The sequence below is a fragment of the Rhodospirillaceae bacterium genome (assembly GCA_002728255.1).
Taxonomy (GTDB): Bacteria; Pseudomonadota; Alphaproteobacteria; order UBA7887; family UBA7887.
The window spans coordinates 1-25389 of sequence record PBWV01000015.1; the positions used below are offsets into that span (position 1 = coordinate 1).

A 25389-nucleotide genomic window follows, 5' to 3' on the forward strand; every position below is an offset into this window, starting at 1 on the left:
GCCGTTCGAGCCCGTCCACATCAAAACTTCTTCGCCAATAAAACCTCCTTCCCCAGCCAAACCTAAGCCATACTGATCGATGGTGCCGTCGCCATCCGTATCAACAGTTAATTTCTTTAATTGGACCAGCCACTCATCCCAGGTCCTTGGGGCAACCGCATCGTCTAAACCAGATTGGCGGTACAAATCTTTTCTATAAACGATAGCATCAGCCCCAATGCAGTGCGGCAATCCGTAGTAACGTCCCTCATCATTTCTACTGACCCGTTGTACAATTTCGAAAAGATTTTCTTCGCCAATCGAATCAACCACCGCATCTAATGGACGCAGAAGACCAACCTCTGAGAGCGACAGTATTAGACCGGTATAGCCATGAGCCGCATCAGGAGGTGCGCCCGCCGCCAGCGCTGCCTGCAATTTTTGAAGCAGGGAACCCCAGCCAATTGCCTCTTGCTCGATCCGAATACCGGGGTTGAGCCGCTCATAATCGGCAATAATGTCCCGCATAGCCGAAAGTGTTCTATTATTGGGTTCGGTATGCCAAATTCTAACAATCTTGTCATCAGCAGATGAATGCGTCACGCTAGCGATAAGCAGAACAAGCAAACTTGCTAAACTCAAACCTATTTTACAAATACGCTGTTGTATCACCCCGCCTCTCCAAAAATTTAATATCCCCCATTTCTCTGAAACAATCGTATGACGCCCCCTACTTTGGGTCAACATAACAAAAGCCATAACTTAATTGCTCGATTTAGTTAAAAATTTTTCGCGTAGGCGCGGCAACATTGTTCCGACCAACTTCTTCGAATTTTAGCCGCATTTCGCGATGGGTTTAGTTTGTATAAGTCTCGCGAACCACATACCGGCCATCTTCCTTGTGTGTGAAAAACTCACCCACACGAGGATGAGAAACTGGCTTCCCTGTCTCATCCATTAGCAAGTTCTGCTCAGACACATATGCTATATAACTCGTCTCTTCATTCTCTGCTAACAGGTGATAGAATGGTTGATCTTTGCGGGGCCTTACATCCTCTGGGATCGACTCCCACCATTCATCGGTATTCGAAAACTCCGGATCCACGTCGAAAACAACCCCCCGAAAAGGAAAAAGCCGGTGGCGCACGATCGCCCCGAGCTGAAATTTAGCCGTCCTGATAGTCATACTGTATGGTAACATGAACGACGACGAATAAATATGGAAAAATTGGCCAAGTTGACCAAAAGAAAAGACTACGTTGAACGACTTTTAAGGCTACACTCAACGGAATTAGCTCTCCGAGGCACCTTAATTGATGACTAAAGAACTACTATTCGGCATACAAACGAATGGCATAAGACATACAGAGGCTGATGGCCTGCCAGCCATTGATGACCGATTTCGTATGGTGAAAGCTGCTGGCGTGCACGACTATGTCGACAAAACACCAGCAACCCACGAAATAGATGATTTTGCCGCTGCCAGCCAAAAATATAATCTCCCCATATTAGCTGGGGGGTGGTACTACACTCTCGGAAGTGACGAGGAGTTGTTCAAAGAAAATATCAAACTGGCGAAACAGCTAGGTTCCCTTGTCCACAATACTCAAATCCGGGCGAACCACTCCGATGGCACCCCAGTGTCTAACACCGAGGTTGTGCAGGCCTACCTAGACTTCCAAGAGATCGGAGATAAATACGGAGTATCACCTTGCTTTGAAGTTCACGTCAACATGTGGTCAGAAGACTTTAGAAGAGTTGAAAAAGTTGGCCTAGCTGTAGAATCTTATGGAGTGGAATTCAACATCACTCTGGATCACAGTCATGTGATTTTCAAAATAAACAACCCACTAGAGCAAGAAATTGGTGGAATACGCCAAGACGTAGAAAATGGCTCCCTCATTCTGGACCCATTCAATCCCAAGAACATTAGCAAACAATGGATAGATGCCTCGTGGGTGAAACACTGCCATGCACGTGCAGTCATCCCCAATAACCCAAAAAACCTTGATGCCATTGACGAAAATAAGAATCCAGGCCGAGGTATTCAGTTTCCTTTTAAGGAACCAGCGGAAGGCACATACCATACTGAGTGGCGAGAAGAATCTCTTGAGCCATGGAAGGAAACAATTCGCGCATTAATGCGCCATCACCTCACCGATGATACAAACAAATTGGGGCAAATATCCACCGAATTTATACCCGCGTTCGACTATGGACAGGGGTGTAAATATTCTCTGTTTGAACAAAGCATTGCGTGTGTTAAGTGGATGCGATCTGCTTGGAAGAACGTTCAAAAAATCTGAGCGGCAAATAGTTAGAGGCCTGCAGAAATATTGGGCTTAGCTACTAGCAACTTCCCTTCCATTCCATGCTTTTTAATCAACCTCTCAACCAAGCCGCTCGTTTTGGCCTCTTCAACAAAGGAAGCTAACTCCTGTGAAAGGGCTTCATTGCCTCTACAGCTTCCCATAGCTTGCTGCACGGTAGTAAAACGTCCAGCAAGAACATTGCCTTGCAGACGCGCTGCGTCCGCAATTAACCCGGGTCTTAACCCCGCCAGCACGTCTACCTTCCCCTCCGCAAAGAGCTCGACCGCGCCCCCCAGACCTTCTCCTCTCACCAAACCCGCGTTCTCTATGGTTCGGGTAAGGTATAGGTCATAAGCACTTCTTCCAGCTACACCAATTTTTATTCCATTCTGGTCAACTTCATCAATTTGTTTGAGATCCAAACCTCGCCGTATCATGTAGGTTGCTTCTATCTCAACATAGGCGGCGCTGAATTTTATAGTCTCCGCCCTAGCTGGTTCTGCAGCAATTAAGCCTATATCCCACACATCTTCCGAAGCGGCATCGGCCAAAACACCTGGGCTTGGAAATGGCACTAATTCAACTTCGCATCCCCACGACTTGCCTACAGCTTCAGCCATATCAGGAGCTACTCCAAATGGCAGCCCCTCGCTATCAACTCCACTTACAAGAAGGAAATTGGAAAGGTTAATCCCCGCCCGCAGCTTCCCCAAAAGGCCCAATTCGGAAGCTATATTTTTAGGGGTATTATTCAATGTTCTGCCCACAGTTGTGTCTCATGTTAATGAACACACCCCCAAATCGATTTGTGGAGCGCCACCCAGGGACCTATTGGACACAACTAAGACAAATCGCCCGCCTATTTTGCGGCCCATTTACCTTCAGAGTATCTCTGATCCTCGCCACCACCTATCTTAACCGCAGGTTGATAGCTCACTTTTGGCTGCGCCGCATTTCCCGAAATGCGGACAGTTACCTCTTGTCCTGGCTCTACGTCCACAGATACGACGGACCCTCCCTCACCAGAACCGAACAACATTTCATCCAAAGTCATCTGGTAAACTCGAGCTAACTCTATAGCTTGGCTCACTGATGGCTCAGTTTCATTTCGTTCCCAACGCCGGTACGCTCCTGCCTTTACGCCACAGGCGCCCGCTAATAACTCAGCATTGAAATGTCGCTCTTTTCTCAACACTCTTAATCTCTCACCTAACCGCATGACGGCGCCTCCTCTTCGAATGGTGGCCAATGGGCCATTTTAGTTGAAAATGCAGGTCCACTAAATTTCTTAATCAACGGAGCCATTGTGCCAAACAACCAAACCACCTGTTCAACAGCTCGATACAACAGTATTCGGCATGGCAAAATACTGCCACCTGGTTGGATGCTGACCAAACCACCATCAACTAATTTAGGAATTATTTTCTCAAAATTAGAATCCGGCATTAGTCTTTCAAGCAGAGCTTGATCAACATACCGATCAAATAACCAAGCACCCACAATAATATTGGTCACTCTCATCTCCCAAACCCCAAGCCTATATCGGAAGGCATCCACCTTTTGACTAGCCTCGGTGGCTGGAGAACGAATCATATGGCACGGAACCTTCAACCCAAGCTCCCCTGCCTCCTCCTCTGATAACCCCTCTACCGCCTCAAGATGTCTACGATAGCACTCCACATCCGCTGGAAAAATCACCTTCTCCCCCGCCGTGAACCATGACCGCAATAAATCCAGTACTTCCGGATCTTTAAGCGGATCATACCTAAAGCTAGGCACTTGAGGAAACTCGAGGATGTTATCAAATTCCGAAAGCTCATTATCCGCTACTCGAGATTCTTTCTCGCCCACATTCCTTATATCTTTTTCCATAATTACCGCCCTCCTAAACTCCGGTAAAAATGCCATTTGCATAAACTTTTTGTGTCCTTAGATTCCATCTATAAACCTTTATGGCGACTAGACAAGCAACATAGGCTATGGTGCCCTAAATTCAACAGAAAGAGAAGCATTTTAACTATGCGTAATTCCTACGAAGACATTATTGTATCCCTAAAAGGGAATGTTGGATTAATTGAGATTAATCGTCCCCCCCACAACTTTTTTGATCACACTTTGATCCGGCAAATCGCTGATTCCTTAGACGAATTTGATCAGCATGTGCCTTGTCGATCAGTGGTACTGGCGGCCAAAGGTAAGTCCTTTTGTGCCGGCGCCCAATTCTCTCAATCATCTGATGGTGAAGCCCAATACGAGCTGGGCAGCCCAGCGCCCCTCTATGTTGAAGCGGTACGCATCTTTGGCGCAAAAAAGCCTATAGTGGCCGCTATACAAGGTGCCGCCGTGGGTGGTGGGCTCGGCTTAGCGCTAACGGCGGATTTTAGGGTAGGATGTGCCGAATCGCGTTTCGCAGCAAATTTTACTAAATTGGGATTTCACCCAGGCTTTGGCCTTACCGTTACCCTACCAAAGCTAATTGGCCAAAATAGTGCTGAGCTCATGTTTTACACTAGCCGAAGAATAAAAGGTGAAGAGGCCTTTAATATGGGGCTAATCAACGAGATAGTCCCCCAATCAGAAGTACTCGAGGCAAGTATTCGTTTGGCAACGGAAATAGCAGAATGCGCACCTCTCGGCCTACTCTCAACGAGAGAAACGCTCCGAGGAGACCTAGCCGAACGGATTCGGATAGCAACAAAAAGGGAACTCCAAGAACAAACTTGGTTACGAGATACTCATGACTTTGCTGAGGGAGTTAAAGCCGTCTCTGAACGACGTCCAGCTCGTTTTATTGGAAAATGAATACTGATCCACAACTCATAGATGCAACCCGACGCATATACACGGAACTCGGTTCACCCTGGCCTCCGACAGAAAAACGCAATAATAAGCTTTGGAAGACATTAGAGGACTCAGGACTTACCCTAGCTTGGTGCCCAGAAGCACTTGGAGGCGCTGGAGGTGCGGTTGGAGATGGCTTGACAATAATTGGGATTACTGGCGAATTTTGGGATCCTGCTCCAGTAACAGAAACACTGCTAGCTGGTTGGCTCTTAAGCAAAGCAGCAATAACAATACCCAAGGGACCCCTAAGCCTCCTAGTCTCCCAACCCGCCAGCAAGATAAAGGTTGATGAGAATGGTAAGATTAGCGGCCGTGCCGAGAAAGTTCCGTTTGCGGCAAGCTCCAAACATCTGGCAGCTTTAGTGGAACCACCTTCTGGAACTGGTCATCAAGTTGCTATCCTAAAGACAGCTGATGCCTCGATTCTTCCTGGACACAATGTCGCAGCGGAACCACGGGATAGCGTATCACTTAGCGAAGTCGAACCTCTGGCCCTTGTCGATCCACTCCCCGCACTAAATCCTTCCAGTGTTCTTCTACTTGGCGCTCTCGCACGTTCTATCCAAATGACCCACGCAATTAGTGCAGTGTTAAACATGTGCATCGAGTACGCACAACAGCGGCCGGCTTTCGGTCGACCCATTTCTAAATTCCAAAGCATCCAACACTACCTGGCCGTCATTGCTGGCGAGTATGCAAGTGCGCTGGCCATAACGGCTGCTGCGGAAGAATCTTTTATCCAAGATTCTCAAATAGGGAAAACAAACATAATATCCCTTGCTTCTGCAAAGGTTAGAGTAGGTGAAGCAGCAAATAGGGTCTGCGCATTGTCTCATCAGATTCACGGGGCAATGGGATTTACAGAAGAATATACCCTCCACCTTTTCACCCACCGACTATGGTCATGGCGCAATGACTTTGGCAATGAAGCGACGTGGGCAACGGAGATCGGAAAACTGGTTGCTAAATTGGGACCGGAAGGTCTCTGGCACAAACTGACAACCTACTAATGGAATAACTCCCTTTCGAAGAAGATAAATCCGATGGAAACAAAAATCAATTTTCCCTACACCAAGCTACCCGTCGAAGTGCAAGAATTGAGGCAGAAGGTTCGTACCTTTCTAACCGAGGAAATTCAAAAGGGCACATTTAAGCCACACTCTGGGACTGGGTTTAATCGTGAATTCAGTCGGAAAGTTGGCTATCAAGGTTGGATTGGAATGACTTGGCCAAAAAAATACGGCGGTAAAGAAATGTCGCAATTTGAACGATTCGTTGTGACAGAAGAAATGCTCTTTTCGGGCGCGCCTACATGGGCACACTTCATTGCAGATCGACAAAGCGGCCCAATATTACTTAGATACGCCTCAGAAGAGCTCAAGGAGAAAATTCTGCCCAGAATAGCTAGAGGTGACTGCACTTTCGCTATTGGAATGAGCGAACCCAACTCTGGCTCTGATCTATTTGCTGCTCAAACCCGTGCCGAATACTCTGAAAATGGCTGGCGTATTAACGGCCGTAAGACATGGACAAGCTTCGCGCATGAATCGCATTATATGATTGGTCTTTTCAGGACGTCAAAAGCTACGAAAGACAATAGACGACATGGCCTCACCCAATTCTTGGTCGACATGAAAACACCCGGCATCACCGTCAAGCCTATTAGAAATTCAGCTAAACAGCATGATTTTAACGATGTGATTTTCGATGACGTTCTTATTCCTGCAGACCACCTCCTGGGTGAAGTAGACATGGCCTGGAAGCAAGCCACCGCGGAACTTGCCTTTGAGAGAAGTGGTCCCGAGAGATTCCTTCAAAATATTAATATTCTTTCTGAGCTTATTAGAATAATAGGAGCAAACCCGGATGCACACAGCGCGGCGCAAATGGGGCGATTAGTTGCCCAACTACAGTCATTACGCCAAATGTCTATTTCTGTGGCAGGAATGCTGAGCGCAGGCAGGGAACCTGTCCTAGAAGCCTCTATAGTCAAAGACGTGGGGACAAATTGGGAGCAAGAACTTCCAAATGCGGCCCGCGACATATGTTCCTTAATTGAAACCAATACAACCCCAACTAATGCGGGTTCCTTCGAAGAGCTTGTTCAAGAGGCTGTTATAATGTCTCCTAAATACACCATTCAAGGTGGAACCCGTGAAATATTGCGAGGAATAATAGCCCGGGGGTTAGGGGTCAGATAACTGATTGCAGCTGGCTAGGCCTGAATAGAAAATCCCCCGTCCACTGTTATAGCTGCACCGGTAATAAAGTCTGATCCCTTCCCCGACAAGAAAATAGCTACTCCAGCATGATCATCAGGGTCACCCCAACGACCAGCCGGGGTCCGAGCCAACACTCTCTCATGCAAACCACTCACCTCTTTCCGGCCGCGTCGCGTAAGATCTGTATCAATCCATCCAGGCAAAACCGCATTTACTTGAATATTATCTTTTGCCCATGCACTCGCGCATGCTTTCGTAAATTGCACGATACCACCCTTGCTCGCCGCGTATGCCGACGCAAAAGGCGCTCCAAAGATAGACATCATCGATCCAATATTTATGATCTTACCAGCGCCCTGCCTAACCATGACCTGATGGGCATATTTACTGCATAGCATGGCGCTAGTTAAATTCGTTTCAAGAACGGTGTTCCAAGAATCAATATCATACTCTTCAGGTTGCAAACGCACGTTCATGCCGGCGTTGTTTATCAAGATGTCAACAGTGCCAAATGCCTGCGCAGCCTTCCTGAATAAGGTCTGACAAGATTCAGTCTGCCTTACATCAGTTTCTACAGCCAGAACCTTCGCAGACAGGGCTTCTAACTCCCTAACCGCTGCTTTGTTTTTCTTTGGGTCCCGAGCTGCCACTACTATTGATGCGCCTGCTCGAGCTAAGCCTTTTGCCATCCCAAGTCCAATTCCCCCATTACCACCAGTCACAACGGCCACGCGCCCGTGAAGTGCGAATAAATCCATAAGCAGTCTCCCTCTATCAGAGATAGGCTAAATACCTATCACCATGGAACCCACAATATATGGCGAATAATTAATCTCCACACCATTATTTATTTCGATATTGTTATAGTACCCGCTCTTCTCTACATTAGCGTCGTATTCTCTAATTAATATTCTTAAAATGTCGGGCCCCACTTCTCATACTTTTTTTTCTCAACGACTACGTCTTCATTACGTAGATTGGGGTAATCCCGGGGCTGAACCATTACTAATGGTCCATGGAGGTCGAGACCATTGCCGTAGCTGGGACTGGCTGGCCCAATCACTAAAGGAAAAATATCACATTATTGCGCCGGACTTACGAGGGCACGGGGACTCACAATGGTTGGTTGGGGGGAGCTACGTATTACCTGATTATGTATATGATCTAGCTCAGTTGGTTCATCAAACTGACGTCGCCCCAGTGACCATTATTGGGCACTCCCTTGGAGGCATGATATCACTCCAGTATGCTGGTCTTTACCCTAAAAATGTAAGAAAGATAGTAGCAATCGAAGGACTGGGTATTCCTCCTGAAAAGATAAAGTCGGATAACGAGCTAAGTGTAGATACCCGTCTTGTAAAATGGGTGGAGTATCTGCGAAAGCTGTCTGGTCGCCAGCCTCATAGGTACAAAAATATTCCGGACGCTGTTGCTCGAATGAGAGAAGCCAATGAGCGGTTAACGGCCGACCAAGCCCACCACCTCACAATCCATGGGGTTAATCAAAATGAAGATGGCACGTTTAGTTGGAAATTTGATAATTATGTCCGTGTATTCCCTCCGTACGGCTTGAGTCCAGAGGAGCAACAAAATATGTGGGGTCGGATCGCATGCCCAACGTTACTACTTCGAGGAACTGAGAGTTGGGATAGTAACCCGGTGGAAGATGGTAGAGCTTCCTGTTTTTCCAATGCCACAATCATCGATGTGAAGAAAGCTGGCCACTGGGTTCACCACGATAAACTGAATGAACTTATTCAGCATTTGGAACAATTCTTACCCAACTAAAAGCTCAACAATGAAAAGGAACTAGGTATTTGAGTTGAAGAAAAATTTTCTACTTATAACTGTATGCATAACGGCTTGCCTATTGCTTCTTAATCAAGGATTTATTAAAGCGGGAACTACACCTTCACCCCTAGAAAAGACCATTAATATCCAAATTAGAAGCGGAGAGGTATCCGAAACCTCCAAAGTTATTAAGATACTTGAAGGAACAGACTTAACCCTAATCCTAAAAAGTGATCAAACAGTCGCCTTACATCTACACGGATACGATATTGTTGCAAAGGTGCCCAAATTTGGCAAAGCATTGATGAAGTTAAATACCTTCGCCACCGGCCGATTCCCTATTAAGATACATTCTTCTGCGAAGGATCATCAAGGCAACTCCCATCATGAACGAACCCTCCTTTATCTCGAGGTACACCCTAACTAGCTTGGATTGCGTGAGAAATTTCGGCGTATTAATTAACACAGGAATTTTTTTGGCTATTTTGTTTGCCTCGAATCCTGTTTTAGCCCATGGTTTTGCATACAAATATGATCTGCCCTTACCACTTAATCTTTATGTGTTTGGTTCCTCTTCTATTGTCTTTGTAAGCTTCCTAATGCTTCTTTTCTGGCGAAAAGGGACAAAAGAACTCCTTGACCTGAAATTAAGTTATACATTTAAGAACCCTAATTTTTACAAAATACAAAGGATGGCTGAAGCGACCCTAGGAACCTTATCCATCATGCTATCAACCATCATTTTATGCGCTGGTTTTTTTGGTAACTCAAATACTTTGAGTAATCCTCTCCCAGTAACAATTTGGGTATTATGGTGGGTAGGATTTTTTTATTTTACAGCCCTTTGCGTGAATATCTGGAATAGTATCAACCCGTGGGCCTTTTCATTCCAGCTAGCAGAAGTTGCCATTGGAAAAAGGATCCAACTTACCTCTTATCCGACTTGGCTGGGTTATTGGCCCTCTTTCATGTTTTTCCTATCCTTTGTCTGGATTGAATTGGTTTGGCCGCACAAAGAAGTCCCAGCCACTCTGGCAACAGTAATAACTTTATACACCCTGATAACTTGGACAGGAATGACAATCTATGGCAAACAGTCCTGGCTTAAATATGGTGAATGTTTTTCAGTAATATTTACCCTGATAGGAAACTTCTCACCAATCCAATTTTGTAAAACAAAAAAAACTCTCCATATCCAGCCACCCGCCCTTGGTATTCTTAAAATGCAAGAACCTTCTATGGGTCTCGTCTTTATTACAATACTATTACTGGCTGGGCTTAGCTTTGATGGTTTTATGGCGACCAAGAACTGGTTACAGCTCAAGACGTATTTACTTAATATCAACACCCTTCATTCAATTTTCAGAGAGCTCCACCAGACCTTCGGCAGTCTGCAACCAATATTGACGACACTCGGACTAGCTTCAACCTTATTACTTTTTCTTTTCACCTATATTTTTATATCTTTCCTTACAAAAGTCTTGATCAACTGGACGAGTACGCCGCCAAAATTAAAAGTATCGCTCCCAAAGATAGTAAAACATTTTGTTATGACCCTACTTCCCATTGCTATTGGCTATCATATTGCACACTACTTATCCTACCTCTTACTTGCCGGGCAACTAATCATACCTTTGGCATCCGACCCGTATGCGTTGGGCTGGGATCTTTTTAACACAAATGATTACCGTATAGACATTGGTATAATTAATGCAAAAAATATGTGGGGCATTACCCTTGTTTCGGTAATAATCGGGCATATTCTCAGTATGTTTCTGTCCCATGTTCGGGCGAGTCAATTATGTCTCTCCACCAACAGAATTTTAATTCAATTACCACTTGTTACCCTGATGATTTTATACACCGGGGTGAGTCTTTGGATCTTGGCTCAACCTATTGTTGAACTGTGAAACTTCTCTGGCCTCCTTTTCCTCAAACCATAATTAAGCTCAGAATCTGATATGTCTCTTTTCAAACTAAAAACATTTTTGTTTTTTCTTCTTAACCCATTAAGGTTAACCTAGTGATACAGAGAATTGTGGAATCCTAAATGCCAGAAACGAGCTGGTCCTTTGACGTCGATATTGTTGGCCGTTGTAATTTATCTTGCCCCTCCTGCCCAGTAGGGAATATGGCTGGAACACCCCTCCAATCCGGGTATATGAGCCCCAAACTTCTTGATCAAATAGTGGGCAAGGCTGTATCAGAATGTAATGTTACAAATTTTGCTCTTTATAATTGGACTGAGCCGTTTATTCATCCAAAACTTCCGGAGATGATAAGTGTCGTAAAAGCGCATAATATAGGCTGCGACATCAGCACAAATCTCAATTTGGCAAAGCAGATTGACGCGGTGGTATCAGCGAAGCCGGATACAATCAAAATTTCTGTTTCGGGATTTAATCAAAAAAGCTATGGGACAACACATCGAGGCGGGAACATAGAATTAGTAAAACAAAACATGCAAATGTTAGCAGACGCTAAAAAATCCTATGACTCTCCAACACGCATACTCGTAATTTTTCATAGGTATCTAGATAATCAAGATGAAGAGAGCTCTATGCGAAAATTTGCCTTATCCTTAGATTTTGATTTTACGACATATTGGGCTTACCTGATGCCTTTGGAAAAGAATCTTGCCTTTCTCAAATTAAAGCCTTCGGTAACCCAATTTACAAAACAAGATAAAGCCTTAGTTAATCAGTTAGCCTTTCCCTTGGAAAAGGCATTGTCTGTAGCACGAGATGAGAACGTCTCTCAATGTAGGCTGCGTGATAACCAAATGGCAATTAATTCAGAGGGAAAAGTGATGTTATGTTGTTCTGTATTTGACCAAAGCAAGTACCTGTTGGCCGATTACCTTGATACACCCATTCAAGATTTACAAAAAATGAAACATTCTCACGAGATGTGCACCAAATGCATGCAAGCAGGCCTGCACGTCATGATGACCTTTGGCGATAATAAACTACCAAGGTTTGCACTCCGCTTAGAAAAAATGATTCGTCAGAATATCCAAGATAATAATCCTGAACTCGATGTAAAAAAAGCCTATGGTCCTTACTTTGCAAGGGAAAGCCATCTTATCGGGCTTAAAAGAAAATTCCGTAATTTATTTTTTGGGTAAAGTTTTTCTCAAATACGGCTAACGCAGACTTTTCTAATTTAGGGCCTGTTAACTGAACGCCGACACGATTAAAATACCTCAATCAGGATAAGGACCATTATTGAAATGGCCGGCAGGATGATACCACTTAGGTAGCATAGTTATGGAATTTGGGGCTAGCCCAAGGTCCTTTAACGTATCGATATTACCCTCCACCTCCAGAGATTCTAAATTAATTACAGTGATAGAGCCATCATTCATCCCAGGCAGATTAAGCAAGGAATTTTGGACATATGCTTTTTCTTCAGAAGGTGAAAACGCAACGTGATGAGATCCTCCAGCAGTTGGCAAAGAAGTTATTAAAGACGGGCTCTCTATCCCATTGGATATATCAAAAATATGAAACATTCCAGGATCCGCTGTCGTCACGTAAAGCCTATCTACTTTTTTATTAAAATAAATTTCTAATGGCATGTGGGCCCCTAATGATCCAAAATCAAAAGCTTTATGCGCAACAAACCTTTCATCTGAAGCGGTCCACACGAGTACCCATAAGGTATCCTCCATCATATTGGTTACATAAGCAGCAGGGGGGGTTGAGTTAGGTATAAAAACTGCCTCGACTGGAGCGCTATCCCGGTTTTCTCCGACTACAATAGACCTTATATGCCTGTGAGTGCTGGCTTCAATCACTTCTATGGTATTCCCAACACCACTAAAATCCGGCGCCACACAATTGGCCACGATAAGTCGATCAATTTCCTCATTCAAAGCAATTCCATGAGGATAGGTCTTAGGAATTTTTATTATATCTGTTACCAGGTCATTGGCCGCATCGCCTATAATAACGTTCTCCGAGCCCATGCAGGTAACATACCAGGTCATATTATCGTCTGAAAAAATAATATTTTCTTGTACTTTACAATCGGGCATAGGAATCGATTTTAAACGATAGGGAAATTTTTCTAGATCAATTACATACATATCCTTGGAAGACAGGGCCGTAATATACGCTTTGGTCAAATCTCTATTGTAAAAAATATGATGCAAAACCAATTCCGGTGAAACTGGAATGTCGATCAAAATATTTCCATAATCTAAGGAAAGAGGGTCTAACTCAATAATTGCTATCCCCTCTCTTCGACCCTCCCCACCTACTTGCAATTGGAGGGCTTCTAAAGACTCTGGAGCCTTTGACTCATAATTAAGGATAGCCAACATTTCAGCTGAAGCGAAAGGAATAATTTTGTAAAAACAAATATTTAACACAAACAAAAATATACAGCAAAGCATCTTCCCACGGACTTTGATTTTGTTTGAAAAACCTAAATCCGGAACCAGAATATTAGTGGTGCTATTATGCATTATTTAGAACTTATGTAGCCCTTCGCCCTTCAATAATGTTAAACATAGGCCAACTTAAATACAATATGCCTATTACCGAATAATGCTGGGACCACTTACCAAAAGCAATTCATCGAAAATAAGACATGCAAACAAACTATACCTGACACTATATGCTTTCCCTCTAGGAACAAAAAAGTAGGACGAAAAATGCCCAAATTAGAAGGTAAATGCGCTGTAATCACTGGTGGTGGAACAGGTATAGGACGCTCTACTGCGCTGGCCTTTGCTCGGGAAGGAGCCAACATAGCCATACTTGATTGGGACAAAGAAACCAGCGAGCGCACTATCGCCGAAATTAGAGCGATTGGAGTTTCAGGACTTTTTTTTGAGACTGACGTTAGCGAAGCTGAAGAAATGGAACGTTCCATAAAAGGAGCTGCTTCCGAGCTTGGAGGCTTGCACATATTGCACAACAATGCGGGGGGCTCCTCCGCAAAAGATGGGGCTGTCGAAACCCTGCCTCTTGAAGAGTGGTGGAGAACCATAAAAACGGATCTTTTCGGAACTTTCCTTGGGTGTAGATTTGGTATCCCCGAATTAGCAAAATCTGGGGGTGGTTCCATTATCAATATGACATCTATCAGAGCTCTGGTTGGAAGTGAGGGCGCTGCTGCATATTCTACGGCCAAAGGTGGTGTCATCGCATTGACACAGGCACTGACTCCGGAGTGCGCAAAAAAGAATATTCGCATAAACGCCATAGCCCCTGGCGTCATAAAGACTGACCGAGTAAAAAAACTTCTAGAGGCAGGGGAGGAAACTGGGAACGATGCCATAGTAAGTCGGCATCTTTTGGGCCTTGGCGAACCGAATGACATAGCTAATTTAGCATTGTTCCTAGCATCTCATGACTCCCGCCTGATTACGGGAACGATTCTTCCCGTTGACAGTGGGACGAGTGCTACTTAAGAAAATAAGTTATGAAAATTGATCGTGACCTACCTGCCAAGCAACTTTCCCCTTGGATCCCTCTGATGTTAAGTGGAGTGGGCTTAGCCTATTTAGCATATGAGCTATACAGCCATGGGCTAGCCCTGCTGCACTGATCCACTCCAAGTTTAAGGGTTCTTAGCGCTTACAATCCAAGTACTAAACTTCATATCGATCCCACGGCTAGTCTTAAATGGCTCTAAGGCTTGTTCAACAGCGGTAATGCATTTGCTTCTTAGAGCTGGGCTTGCATTGCCAAAAGGCTCAGACATAGGACCCATTTGGCATATAAAACCTGCAGCATCACTAACGTTCTTCCCCATATTATGCTCCATCTCAAACTTTTCGACACTTACCTCAGACCATCCAGCCCTTCCCAGCACATCAAAGATACGCGCTTCCCGTTCCATAGCGAACTGTCCTGGTGCGTCATCCGGAGGTGCTGGCGGAATATCAAGAAACTGCCGAGCTGCTCCTGTAGGTATTCCTATCCATGGATTATCCTTCCTGGAGGCCCAACAGACATATGCCAAGCGACCACCAGGTTTGATTGCTGTTCGAATATTGCCCAACGCCGCTACTGGATCATCAAAAAACATGACACCGAATCGACTAAAGACCGCATCAAAGTAGTTTGGAACAAACTGTTGAACTTCAGCATCACCCTCCTTAAAACTCAACACCCCCTGCGGAGCGCTAACCGCCTCCGCTCTCGCCCTCTCCAACATAGGTCGGGAAAAATCAATGCCCTGGACTTTGCCCCCCGGACCGACGAGTTTTGCCAACTCAACACTCGTTTCCCCTGTTCCACAACCCACATCAAGAATACGTTCGCCCTTAGCCGCACTCAAAGCATTAAGCGCCGCTACACCAAATGGTGAAAGTAGCGGGTCAATCCTTGGCTTCAAAGTTACCCAAAAATCCCCTTTGACCTCATTCCAAAATTGTTGTTGATCCACGTTTACGACCAATTCACTTACCATTTCGCGCAACCATCCCGGTTGATTTTATCCGTGTTTTGCCCATTTCTGAGATTACGAAGGACCGATATCCCGAGCTCTAGGAGCAAAAAATGGGGCGAGTGAGCGGATTTGAACCGCCGACTTCTTGATCCACAATCAAGCGCTCTAACCAACTGAGCTACACCCGCCGTATTTCAGCCTTGTATTCTTTGGGGAGCTATACACCTCCCTGTACTCTTATAAAAATACTTTCTATCACCACATAGTAAAAAAAAAGCGATTTTATAGAAAATTTGGGCTTGGCCCACTTTATCAAAGACGATATGGCCACATTTTTGCTATAAAAAGCTAGATTTCCCTAAAAACCGATGGGATAACGGTACATCAATCATTAAAAATAGTTTATTGTTGGCTGAGAAATTTGGACCTTTTAACTAGGACTACCTATATATGAAAAAGATTGAGGCCATAATTAAGCCGTTTAAGTTAGATGAGGTAAAGGAAGCCCTTCACGAAGTGGGCTTACAGGGAATGACCGTTACTGAAGCCAAGGGCTTCGGCAGACAAAAGGGCCATACTGAGCTGTATAGAGGCGCTGAATATGTCGTCGATTTTCTTCCAAAAATTAAACTTGAAATAGTTATAGATGATAATTTAGTTGAAAGGGCTGTGGAGGCAATCCAAAAATCTGCGCACACAGGCAGAATTGGAGATGGAAAAATCTTTGTAAGTTCAGTAGAAGAGGCAATACGAATTAGGACTGAAGAAACTGGGCCTGAGGCACTGTAGCTTTTCAACAGCCGACATCGGATTTTGGAAAGAGCATCCGAAGGCTAGCTATAAGGTGAAGGGAAAAACTGTCAGAATTTAACATTACAGAGGCAGGTTATTTCCGGGGAAAGTAGTGCAAGGCGGTTTGAACATAGTGTTAGGACAGTAAGCAAAACTGGAGTCAAAGTAATGGACGACGCGGTAAAAAAAGTATTTGAGATGATAAAAGATAATGATGTTGCTTTTGTGGACTTTAGATTCACTGATCCACGTGGGAAATGGCAGCATACGGCTCAAACGGTCAATACGGTAGAAGAGGAAGTATTCGAAGAAGGTATAATGTTTGATGGCTCATCTATCGCCGGATGGCGCGGAATCCAAGAATCGGACATGACCTTAGTTCCTGATCCCACCACGGCCACCTTAGACCCATTTACCGCCCAACCATCTCTAGTGCTTTTTTGCGATGTTCGGGAACCTGTTTCGGGTCAATCTTATAGCAGGGACCCTAGATCAACCGCGAAAAAAGCTGAAGCATATTTGCAATCATCTGGAGTTGGCGACACCGCCTTTTTTGGCCCTGAACCAGAGTTTTTTGTATTTGATGATGTTAGATGGAACGTATCAATGAACAATACCTTCTACCGCGTCGACTCTGATGAAGGGCCATATAACACTGGCAATCAATTAGAGGGCGGGAATCCTGGGCACCGCCCAGGTATTAAGGGCGGATATTTTCCTGTCCCACCTGTCGATACCATGACGGACTTGCGAGCTGAAATGGTCAGCACCCTCATGGAATTGGGAGTAGAGATGGAAAAACACCATCATGAAGTTGCCCCATCCCAAAACGAGTTAGGCATAAAATTTGCTAGCTTGGTTAGGTGTGCAGACAACGTCCAATTGTATAAATATGTGGTTCACCAAGTAGCCCACTCCTATGGTAAAACAGCGACCTTTCTACCTAAGCCGATAATAGACGACAACGGCTCAGGTATGCATGTCCACCAATCTATTTTCAAAGATGGCAAATCAAGCTTTGCTGGAAATGGATATGCTGATTTATCAGAAACAGCTCTGTACTATATTGGAGGGATTATAAAACATGCTCAGTCGATTAACGCTTTTACAAATCCCACTACAAATAGTTACAAGCGTTTAGTCCCGGGATTCGAGGCTCCGGTTCTTTTAGCATACTCTGCCCGCAACCGGTCGGCTAGTTGCCGTATTCCCTTTGCCTCTAGCCCAAACGGCAAACGCGTAGAGGTCCGTTTTCCTGACGCATCTTCTAATCCATACCTCGCGTTTACGTCCATGTTAATGGCTGGATTAGATGGCATTCAGAATAGAATCCATCCAGGAGAAGCGATGGATAAGAATCTGTACGACCTGCCTCCCGAGGAATTGGGAGATATCCCTACAGTTTGCGCGAGCCTCCGAGAAGCCGTGACGGCTCTCGATAAGGATCGAGAATTCCTTGTTAAAGGGGATGTGTTTACTGATGAGCAGATCTCTGCCTACATCGAATTGAAATGGGAGGAAATTTATCGATTTGAACATACTCCTCACCCTGTCGAGTTTGATATGTATTACAGTGTGTAATTATTGGGTGATAATCGAGGTTCGTGAGAAAGAACTCAACTGAAGTCGAAAAAATGCGACCTATCGCGCTCCTACGTAATATAGTGGCATCGCTACCTGTCTGACAAAGGAATTTACCCATAGTCATGCAAATGGGATAACCAACCGGCCGCGTCTCAAGTGAGGTTATTTTTTCAGCAGCCTTTGACTATTATCTAGATCTTGATCCTAATTTGATATTATTGTCTATATCTAGGCATATGGATAATTGATCCTCAAGTATAAGGCAATCACGATGAGCACGCTTTTCGAATCCCAAAGGCCCCGCCACCCAAAAGAGTATACGGCAAAAGATATCGAGGTCCTTGAGGGCCTCGAGCCAGTCAGACGTCGCCCAGCCATGTATATCGGTGGAACTGATGATAGGGCCTTGCATCATCTGGTTGCCGAGTTATTGGACAACGCTATGGATGAAGGAGTAGCAGGGCATGCTTCCACTATAGAAATAGCTCTCCTCGAGGATGGGGGCATAAATGTTGTCGATAATGGACGCGGCATCCCGGTGGATAAGCATCCTAAACACAAAAAGAAATCGGCCTTAGAAGTAATTTTGACAACATTACACGCTGGCGGAAAATTTTCCAATAAGGTCTACTCTACTGCTGGAGGTCTCCACGGGGTGGGATTATCAGTTGTTAACGCGCTATCGGAGAAATTAGTCGTTGAAGTTGTTCGGGAAAAAGTATTGTGGCGTCAGGAATACCGCAAGGGAACACCAACCAGCCCCTTAAGAAAGGTGGAAAGCGCTAAGACTAAAAAGGGAACAAGTGTAACCTTTTATCCGGACAAAATGATTTTTCATGATAAAGCAAAATTTAACCCAACTCTTCTTTACCAAATGGCTAACTCAAAGGCTTACCTTTGTAGTGGAATAGAAATACGCTGGAAGTGCCACGAAAAGTGGCTGCAGAAAGATAAAAGCGTCCCTCCCAAACAAACCCTAAAATTCTCAGGAGGAATAAGGGACTACCTTCAATTAAAGACCCAAGGCACAAAAACGGTCACACCGGACGGCTTTTCTGGAGATATTCAAACAAAAAATGGTGAGAAGTTGGAATGGGCGCTCTCATGGCTCCATGATACCAACCAACTATTTTTTAAATCTTATTGCAACACGATTCCTACCCCTGATGGCGGCAGTCATGAAAGTGGACTGAAGACCGCTTTACTTCGTGGACTAAAGTCCTACGGTGAGTTAGCCAAGGTAAAACGTGCAGCCCAACTCACTGCAGAGGATATTTTTTCCCATATCTGCGGAGTACTCTCGGTGTTCATATCTGAACCCCAATTTCAAGGCCAGACCAAAGAAAAGCTGAACACACCGGAGGTCTCTAAACTAGTTGAAGGAATCGTGAAGGACCACTTTGAACATTGGCTAACCAACGACCCTCAACTTGCGGATAAGTTATTGCAATTTGCGTTAGAGAATATGGAACACCGCTTGCTCAAACGCAAGCAGAGAGAGGTGAAACGACAGACCGCGACCCGCAGGCTTCGCCTTCCTGGAAAGTTAGCAGATTGTGCCCAAACCGAGGCTGGTGGAACAGAAATATTTTTGGTAGAGGGTGACTCTGCGGGTGGGTCAGCCAAAGCTGCAAGAGAAAGAAAAACACAAGCGGTTTTTGCTTTGAGAGGTAAAATACTAAATGTAGCCAGTGCTACAAAAGAAAAATTGATGGCTAATAAAGAACTTTCTGATCTGACTCTTGCCTTAGGATGTGGCACAGGAGCCCAATATAGCCCCCAGGACCTTCGCTATGAAAGAGTTGTAATAATGACCGATGCGGATGTAGATGGGGCCCATATTGCCGCCTTGCTGATGACTTTTTTTTGGAGGGAAATGCCTCAATTAATAACTGATGGTCATCTTTTCCTAGCACAGCCGCCACTCTATAGGTTAACCCGTGGAGGCAATATTGAATATGCACGAGACGACAATCATCTCGAAGAAATCCAGAAAAGAAATGCCAAGGGTAAGACCGAAATCAGTCGTTTTAAGGGGCTAGGGGAAATGCCTCCAAAACAACTTAAAATAACTACCATGGCTCCAGAGACCCGAACTTTGTTGCAAATAGTTGCCAGTCCAAGAAAGAAATCAATCGATAGTGCCACCGTTGAATCACTCATGGGGAGAAAACCAGAACTCAGGTTAAGTTTTCTTCAAGAAAACGCACCAATATTTGATAGTCTGGATATTTAATACGAAATAGCCTCGCTAGGCTAATTTAATGTATGTTCACCTTATCAAAATTCGGCAAATCTGCGTTCCTCATTGACATCTGCAACGCCTAACGCTATATGCGTGAGACACCCCAACAATGGAGCCAAGGTATCTCAACATTTGTTTGTCGTCTACGATCTCTAGTTGATCAGCGATTAATATGTCTTTCAATAATCTAGGCTTGGGCGCAAATATCCTAAATGCTATTAAGGATGCAGGATATACGGAGCCTACCCCTATTCAATCACAGGCAATTCCCGCCGTCTTAAACGGCACCGACGTCTTGGGTTGCGCTCAGACTGGCACTGGCAAGACAGCTTCATTCACTTTACCCATAATAGAGCGTCTTTCGAAGGGCCGCGGCCGAGCGCGCATGCCACGATCTCTTATTCTTACGCCAACTCGGGAATTAGCAACACAGATCTCCGAAAATTTTGTCACCTATGGTAAATACGAAAAATTAAGCATGGCACTTCTAATTGGAGGCGTCTCTGCTGAAGAACAACAGAAGAGGTTAACCAGAGGAGTAGATGTTCTTATTGCTACCCCTGGACGACTTCTAGACCTCTTTGATCGCGGATCTCTCTTACTAAATGATGTAAAATTTCTAGTTATCGATGAAGCAGATAGAATGTTGGACATGGGTTTTATTCCTGATGTAGAAAAAATCGTTGGCTGCCTTCCCAAAGAACGACAAACCATGATGTTCTCAGCAACAATGCCCGACGAAATTCGAAAATTAACTAAAACTTTCTTGACTAATCCAACTGAAATTACTGTTGCACCCCCGGCAACTATTGCGTCAACAGTCACAGAATCTCTTATCGAGGTTACTCCTCGCTCTAAAAATAAAGCTCTCAGGGAACTTTTAAAACGGGAAGGTTTGCTAAACGCCCTTATTTTTTGCAATAGAAAAAAGGATGTGGATGTCCTAAATCGATCGCTTAGGAGATATGGGTTTCTTAGTGCACCTCTTCACGGAGATATGGCTCAAAGCGCAAGAGAAACAACTCTACAAAAGTTCAAAACTGGTGATATCAAATTATTAGTAGCTACAGACGTTGCCGGGAGGGGAATTGATGTAGAAAGTCTTACTCATGTATTTAACTATGACGTTCCCCTTCATGCAGAGGACTATGTCCACCGAATAGGAAGAACCGGGAGGGCTGGCAAACATGGTTTCGCATTCATGTTAGTCTGCCCGGAGGATTCACGATATGTAGAAGCAATCAATAAACTGATAGGACATGAAATCAGAAGTGAATCAAAAGCAACGCAACAAAAAATAAATAAGCCACAATCAACCACCAGACAAGGGAAAGCGAACAGTGTGACTGGGTCTTCCTTGACGTCTCAACCGAAAACAGTGCCGCGGCCGAAAATTGGAAAAGCGACACCATCCGAGCCTGAACCCAGAAACGTTCGACCATCCCCGAGTAACCTAAGGGACAACAGTATTTCTGAAACCAAATGGGGTGGTCCAGTGCCAGCATTCTTACTCAAAAAGACCTTAATTCCATAAAACTAAACTTAGAAGTGGGCTTTTCCAATGTCAGATAATGACGATAAAAACCAAAAATTTGATCTTCTTATAAAAGGGGGAATAGTTGCGACCCCGGATATAGTGGAGGAGTGTGATGTCGGTATAAAGGACGGAAAGATTGCATCCCTAGGCACCCTGCCCAATACAAATTGCGCAGATTTAATTGATGCAAAAGGGCTCCATATACTGCCCGGCATTATCGACAGTCAGGTGCACTTTAGAGAGCCTGGCAACGAACACAAAGAAGATATGGAAAGTGGAAGCAGGGCTGCAATACTCGGCGGGGTAACCACTGTTTTTGAAATGCCTAACACCTCTCCCCCAACCACAACAGAATCTGCCTTTCAAGATAAATTGGACCGGGCTCAGAACCGATACCACTGCGATTACGGATTTTTTGTAGGAGCGTGCCCAGAAAATATTGAATCACTACCTTCACTTGAACAGATGCCCGGATGTTCTGGTGTAAAAATATTTATGGGATCTTCCACAGGTTCGTTACTCATACCTAATGACGAGCTGTTATTACAAGTTCTGCAATCAGGCGTTCGAAGGGCTGCAGTACATTCTGAAGATGAGGAGCGTTTGAACGCTCGCATGGGTATAAGAGACTCGGGAGGCGGGGTTGAACTTCATCCAATTTGGCGAGATGAAGAAACTGCCATCCGTTCTACAAAGCGCCTTCTGGCCCTAGCAAAATCTACTAACCGACGCGTTCATGTACTACACATAACAACAAAGGAAGAAATTGACCTTCTTGAACAGGCTAAAGACTTTGCAACAGTAGAATGCACCCCCCAACACCTCACGCTATCCGCCCCCGAGTGCTACGAACGTTTGGGAACTTATGCTCAAATGAATCCTCCGATTCGAAACCAAGAACATCAACAAGGGCTCTGGCGTGGCATAGCTGACGGAATAGTTAATGCAATTGGCTCAGATCACGCTCCTCACACCCATGAAGAAAAATCCTTAGACTATCCCAAAACACCTTCTGGCATGCCCGGGGTACAGACCTTATTGCCAATAATGCTAGATCACATGAATTCCGGACGCCTCACCTTGCAACGTCTTATAGATTTAACAAGCGCCGGCCCTGCCCGCCTTTATGGTTTGCTCAATAAAGGTTTTATCCACACAGGATTTGATGCGGACCTTACTTTGGTAGACCTGAAAGCCAAACGGACAATTTCCCGTGACTGGCTCGCGAGTAAATGTGACTGGAGCCCCTTTTTAGATAAAGAAGTTACTGGCTGGCCAGTTACTACTATTCTTCGAGGGAATCCGGTCGTTAGAGATTGCAAAGTAGTTGGCTCCCAAACTGGGAAAGCCGTTAGCTTTAACTAAAATCTTGAGCTATGCCCTGTATGGGTAAATCGCCAACCTACGTATTTTTATTAATTTTAAGCACTATGGAACCTAATTATTGTTATTGGTAAATAAAACAGCCAAAACATATACTAAGTAGATTAGTGGCAATATTTTTGGAGCGTTAGAAATGCCTGTTTCAGCGAAGAATAGAACGTCAAACAATCAATTGGCTCCAAGGTTCGATTGGGCAGATCCCTTCTCAATTAATGACCAATTAAGCCAAGATGAACGACTTATTCGGGACACGACTAAATCATTTGCAAAAGACCGATTAATGCCAGAAGTTTTGCAAGGCAATCGTGAACAAACCTTTGATCGCCAAATAATGGAAGAAATGGGCCAACTGGGAATTCTGGGTTGCACTATTCATGGATATGGATGTGCTGGCACTAGTTCCGTGGCATACGGATTGATAGCGAGAGAAATTGAATACGTTGATTCTGCCTACAGGTCCTGTCTAAGCGTTCAGTCTAGCTTGGTTATGTGGCCGATTTACTCTTATGGAACAGAGGAACAAAAATTAAAATATCTACCACCACTCGCCTCGGGAAAAATGATCGGCTCCTTTGGTCTTACTGAACCGGATCACGGATCCGATCCCGGTAGTATGAATACCCGCGCTAAGAAAGTTGCCGATGGCTTTGTACTAAATGGTACCAAAACCTGGATAACTAATAGTCCCATAGCCGATATCATGGTTGTTTGGGCTAAAGATGACGAAGGAAATATCCGAGGATACATTGTAGAGAGATCCTTTGAAGGATTAAACACTCCAAAGTTAGACGGAAAATTTTCGCTTCGTGCCGCTCCCACTGGACAAATCATACTAGAAGACGTCTTTGTCCCCGAAGCCAACGTCTTTCCAGATATCCGCGGACTCAAAGGACCTTTTGGATGCCTCAACAACGCCCGTTATGGGATAGGTTGGGGCGCCCTCGGGGCGGCTGAATTTTGTTGGCATGCAGCACGACAATATACCCTAGACCGCAATCAATTTGGCCGACCTTTAGCGGCAAACCAGTTGATTCAAAAAAAACTAGCTGACATGCAAACGGAGATATCCCTTGGCCTACAGGCCTGCCTTCGAGTAGGACGATTGAAGGATGAGAATCTCGCGACGCCTGAAATGATCTCCATTATTAAACGAAATTCTGCTGGGAAGGCACTGGAAATTGCTCGAAATGCCCGGGACATGCATGGTGGAAATGGAATATCTGATGAATATCACGTTATTAGGCATGTGATGAATCTCGAAGCGGTAAATACCTATGAAGGTACTCATGACGTGCATGCTCTAATTCTTGGAAGAGCTCAGACTGGACTACAAGCTTTTAGTGGATAATTTTCTAAAACCACAGCCGTTAAGGCTTTCTATGCAAATCCTACTTTGAAAATGCCTTTTGCTGAATCAAATTAATGATTGCTGAATAGTCTAAATGGCCACTACCACCCTTTTCAAACTCCGTGTACATGGTCGACGCAAGAATTCCCAAATCGGTTTGCAAATCTACTGACTTTGCTGCCGATTCAGCTAGCCTAAGATCTTTAGCCATCATTGCCACGGCAAAACCAGGGGAAAATGATCGATTGGCTGCCGAAGTCTCTACTATTCCCGCTATCGGCAAATGATTGCGCAATGCCCAACAATCACCTGTAGCAGAGGACATGATATCAAAAAGTATCTTAGGGTCTAATCCAAGCCGATCCGCTAATGTAAAAGATTCAGAAATTCCTATCATAGAAACGCCAAGCAACATATTATTACAAACTTTTGCCGCTTGTCCCATACCACTTGCACCAGCGTGCACAATGTTTTTGCCCATAACTTGCAAAACCGGCATCACCTTTTCAAGCGCAATTCCTTCGCCTCCGACCATAAAAGTTAGCGAACCGGATTCTGCCCCTGAGACACCCCCGGAAACCGGCGCATCCAGCATATCCAGATTTCTGCTTTTCGCTTCATCGGCAAGAGTACGGCTTGTATTCACATCAATTGTTGAGCAATCAACCAAAATAGTAGACTGGGAAACCCGATCAAGAATGCCTTCCTTCCCAATATATACCTCAGCCACGTGATCGTCCGCCGGCAGCATAGTAATTATGATATTTTCTGCCTTAGAAAATTCATTCATAGTTGAGGCCACTCGTAACCCCCGTTTCTGCCCTAACAAACATGCCTGTTCCGATTTATCAAAAGCTGTGACCTCGTAACCAAAACGAGCTAAGTTGAATGCCATGGGCAATCCCATATTACCAATACCAATAAATCCAATTTTCATTGTCATCTCT

The 25389-nt window shown here is 44.7% G+C and carries 24 protein-coding genes and 1 tRNA gene; 15 read left to right on the plus strand and 10 right to left on the minus strand.

The genetic code is table 11. The features are described 5' to 3' along the window. Both CMM32_03630 and CMM32_03635 read right to left on the minus strand, forming a co-directional pair. A partial coding sequence (locus CMM32_03630; GenBank protein ID MBT05991.1) for a hypothetical protein occupies positions 1–738 on the minus strand: 738 nt, incomplete at its 3' end. A 97-nt stretch (positions 739–835) separates the two neighbouring features. Continuing rightward, the gene (locus tag CMM32_03635) at positions 836–1165 is read right to left on the minus strand and encodes a DNA-binding protein (protein MBT05992.1); all 330 of its coding nucleotides are present in this window, start codon (positions 1163–1165) and stop codon (positions 836–838) included. A 130-nt stretch (positions 1166–1295) separates the two neighbouring features. Here CMM32_03635 and CMM32_03640 point away from each other — a divergent pair, with 130 nt between their 5' ends. Next, entirely contained in the window at positions 1296–2285 is a 990-nt protein-coding gene (locus CMM32_03640) for a hypothetical protein (GenBank protein ID MBT05993.1), read from the plus strand. 11 nt (positions 2286–2296) lie between these two features. Here CMM32_03640 and CMM32_03645 read toward each other — a convergent pair whose 3' ends face one another. The 3 genes from CMM32_03645 to CMM32_03655 all read right to left on the minus strand — a co-directional run bounded on the left by CMM32_03645 (position 2297) and on the right by CMM32_03655 (position 4205). Beyond that, positions 2297–3046: an ABC transporter substrate-binding protein gene (locus CMM32_03645; protein MBT05994.1), complete on the minus strand. Its 750-nt coding sequence runs from the start codon at positions 3044–3046 to the stop codon at positions 2297–2299. Between the two features lie 104 nt (positions 3047–3150). Next, positions 3151–3510, minus strand: coding sequence for a hypothetical protein (locus CMM32_03650; protein MBT05995.1), 360 nt, complete (start codon positions 3508–3510; stop codon positions 3151–3153). After that, on the minus strand, positions 3501–4205 hold the full coding sequence (locus tag CMM32_03655; protein ID MBT05996.1) for a hypothetical protein: 705 nt from the start codon (positions 4203–4205) through the stop codon (positions 3501–3503). Before CMM32_03655 ends, CMM32_03650 begins: the two co-directional genes overlap by 10 nt. A 105-nt stretch (positions 4206–4310) precedes the next feature. Here CMM32_03655 and CMM32_03660 point away from each other — a divergent pair, with 105 nt between their 5' ends. From CMM32_03660 to CMM32_03670, 3 genes are read left to right on the plus strand one after another with little or no spacing between them, the layout of a single operon-like run. After that, positions 4311–5093 carry an enoyl-CoA hydratase gene (locus CMM32_03660; GenBank protein MBT05997.1) on the plus strand — a complete coding sequence of 261 codons (783 nt, stop codon included), beginning with the start codon at positions 4311–4313 and terminating at the stop codon, positions 5091–5093. Next, complete coding sequence (locus CMM32_03665) at positions 5090–6145, plus strand: hypothetical protein (GenBank protein ID MBT05998.1); 1056 nt, start codon at positions 5090–5092, stop codon at positions 6143–6145. The genes CMM32_03660 and CMM32_03665 overlap by 4 nt, the downstream gene beginning before the upstream one ends. A 33-nt stretch (positions 6146–6178) precedes the next feature. Further along, entirely contained in the window at positions 6179–7336 is a 1158-nt protein-coding gene (locus tag CMM32_03670; GenBank protein MBT05999.1) for an acyl-CoA dehydrogenase, read from the plus strand. A gap of 14 nt (positions 7337–7350) precedes the next feature. Here CMM32_03670 and CMM32_03675 read toward each other — a convergent pair whose 3' ends face one another. After that, positions 7351–8115: a 2-deoxy-D-gluconate 3-dehydrogenase gene (locus CMM32_03675; protein ID MBT06000.1), complete on the minus strand. Its 765-nt coding sequence runs from the start codon at positions 8113–8115 to the stop codon at positions 7351–7353. 160 nt (positions 8116–8275) lie between these two features. Here CMM32_03675 and CMM32_03680 point away from each other — a divergent pair, with 160 nt between their 5' ends. The 4 genes from CMM32_03680 (at position 8276) to CMM32_03695 (ending at position 12275) form a co-directional block, all read left to right on the plus strand. Then, on the plus strand, positions 8276–9145 hold the full coding sequence (locus tag CMM32_03680) for an alpha/beta hydrolase (protein ID MBT06001.1): 870 nt from the start codon (positions 8276–8278) through the stop codon (positions 9143–9145). A 34-nt stretch (positions 9146–9179) separates the two neighbouring features. Continuing rightward, the gene (locus tag CMM32_03685) at positions 9180–9575 is read left to right on the plus strand and encodes a hypothetical protein (GenBank protein ID MBT06002.1); all 396 of its coding nucleotides are present in this window, start codon (positions 9180–9182) and stop codon (positions 9573–9575) included. Position 9576: 1 nt separating this feature from the next. Beyond that, positions 9577–11058 (plus strand): hypothetical protein, encoded by a 1482-nt coding sequence (locus CMM32_03690; protein ID MBT06003.1) that lies wholly within the window; start codon positions 9577–9579, stop codon positions 11056–11058. A 140-nt stretch (positions 11059–11198) separates the two neighbouring features. Beyond that, positions 11199–12275: a radical SAM protein gene (locus tag CMM32_03695; GenBank protein ID MBT06004.1), complete on the plus strand. Its 1077-nt coding sequence runs from the start codon at positions 11199–11201 to the stop codon at positions 12273–12275. 78 nt (positions 12276–12353) lie between these two features. Here the strand turns inward: CMM32_03695 and CMM32_03700 are convergent, their stop codons facing one another. After that, positions 12354–13547, minus strand: coding sequence for a hypothetical protein (locus CMM32_03700; GenBank protein ID MBT06005.1), 1194 nt, complete (start codon positions 13545–13547; stop codon positions 12354–12356). Between the two features lie 261 nt (positions 13548–13808). Between CMM32_03700 and CMM32_03705 the strand changes: the two genes are divergently transcribed. Next, entirely contained in the window at positions 13809–14570 is a 762-nt protein-coding gene (locus tag CMM32_03705; GenBank protein ID MBT06006.1) for a short-chain dehydrogenase, read from the plus strand. A 149-nt stretch (positions 14571–14719) separates the two neighbouring features. On the opposite strand, the gene CMM32_03710 is transcribed toward CMM32_03705, so the two are convergent. Further along, a complete protein-coding gene (locus tag CMM32_03710) occupies positions 14720–15574 on the minus strand; it encodes an SAM-dependent methyltransferase (GenBank protein MBT06007.1) in 855 nt (284 codons plus the stop codon). A 90-nt stretch (positions 15575–15664) separates the two neighbouring features. Then, positions 15665–15741 (minus strand) — tRNA-His (locus CMM32_03715). Positions 15742–16003: 262 nt separating this feature from the next. On the opposite strand from CMM32_03715, the gene CMM32_03720 reads away from it, so the two are divergent. The 6 genes from CMM32_03720 to CMM32_03745 all read left to right on the plus strand — a co-directional run bounded on the left by CMM32_03720 (position 16004) and on the right by CMM32_03745 (position 24442). Next, the gene (locus CMM32_03720; protein MBT06008.1) at positions 16004–16342 is read left to right on the plus strand and encodes a transcriptional regulator; all 339 of its coding nucleotides are present in this window, start codon (positions 16004–16006) and stop codon (positions 16340–16342) included. 171 nt (positions 16343–16513) lie between these two features. Further along, positions 16514–17926, plus strand: a complete 1413-nt coding sequence (gene glnA, locus CMM32_03725; protein MBT06009.1) for a type I glutamate--ammonia ligase — start codon at positions 16514–16516, stop codon at positions 17924–17926. Between the two features lie 274 nt (positions 17927–18200). Then, entirely contained in the window at positions 18201–20165 is a 1965-nt protein-coding gene (gene parE / locus CMM32_03730; protein MBT06010.1) for a DNA topoisomerase IV subunit B, read from the plus strand. A 181-nt stretch (positions 20166–20346) separates the two neighbouring features. Then, positions 20347–21708: a DNA helicase gene (locus tag CMM32_03735; GenBank protein ID MBT06011.1), complete on the plus strand. Its 1362-nt coding sequence runs from the start codon at positions 20347–20349 to the stop codon at positions 21706–21708. Between the two features lie 27 nt (positions 21709–21735). Further along, positions 21736–23076: a dihydroorotase gene (locus CMM32_03740; GenBank protein ID MBT06012.1), complete on the plus strand. Its 1341-nt coding sequence runs from the start codon at positions 21736–21738 to the stop codon at positions 23074–23076. Between the two features lie 151 nt (positions 23077–23227). After that, a complete protein-coding gene (locus CMM32_03745; GenBank protein MBT06013.1) occupies positions 23228–24442 on the plus strand; it encodes an acyl-CoA dehydrogenase in 1215 nt (404 codons plus the stop codon). 40 nt (positions 24443–24482) lie between these two features. Here CMM32_03745 and mmsB read toward each other — a convergent pair whose 3' ends face one another. Next, positions 24483–25385, minus strand: coding sequence for a 3-hydroxyisobutyrate dehydrogenase (gene mmsB, locus CMM32_03750; GenBank protein MBT06014.1), 903 nt, complete (start codon positions 25383–25385; stop codon positions 24483–24485). Between the last annotated feature and the right edge of the window lie 4 nt (positions 25386–25389).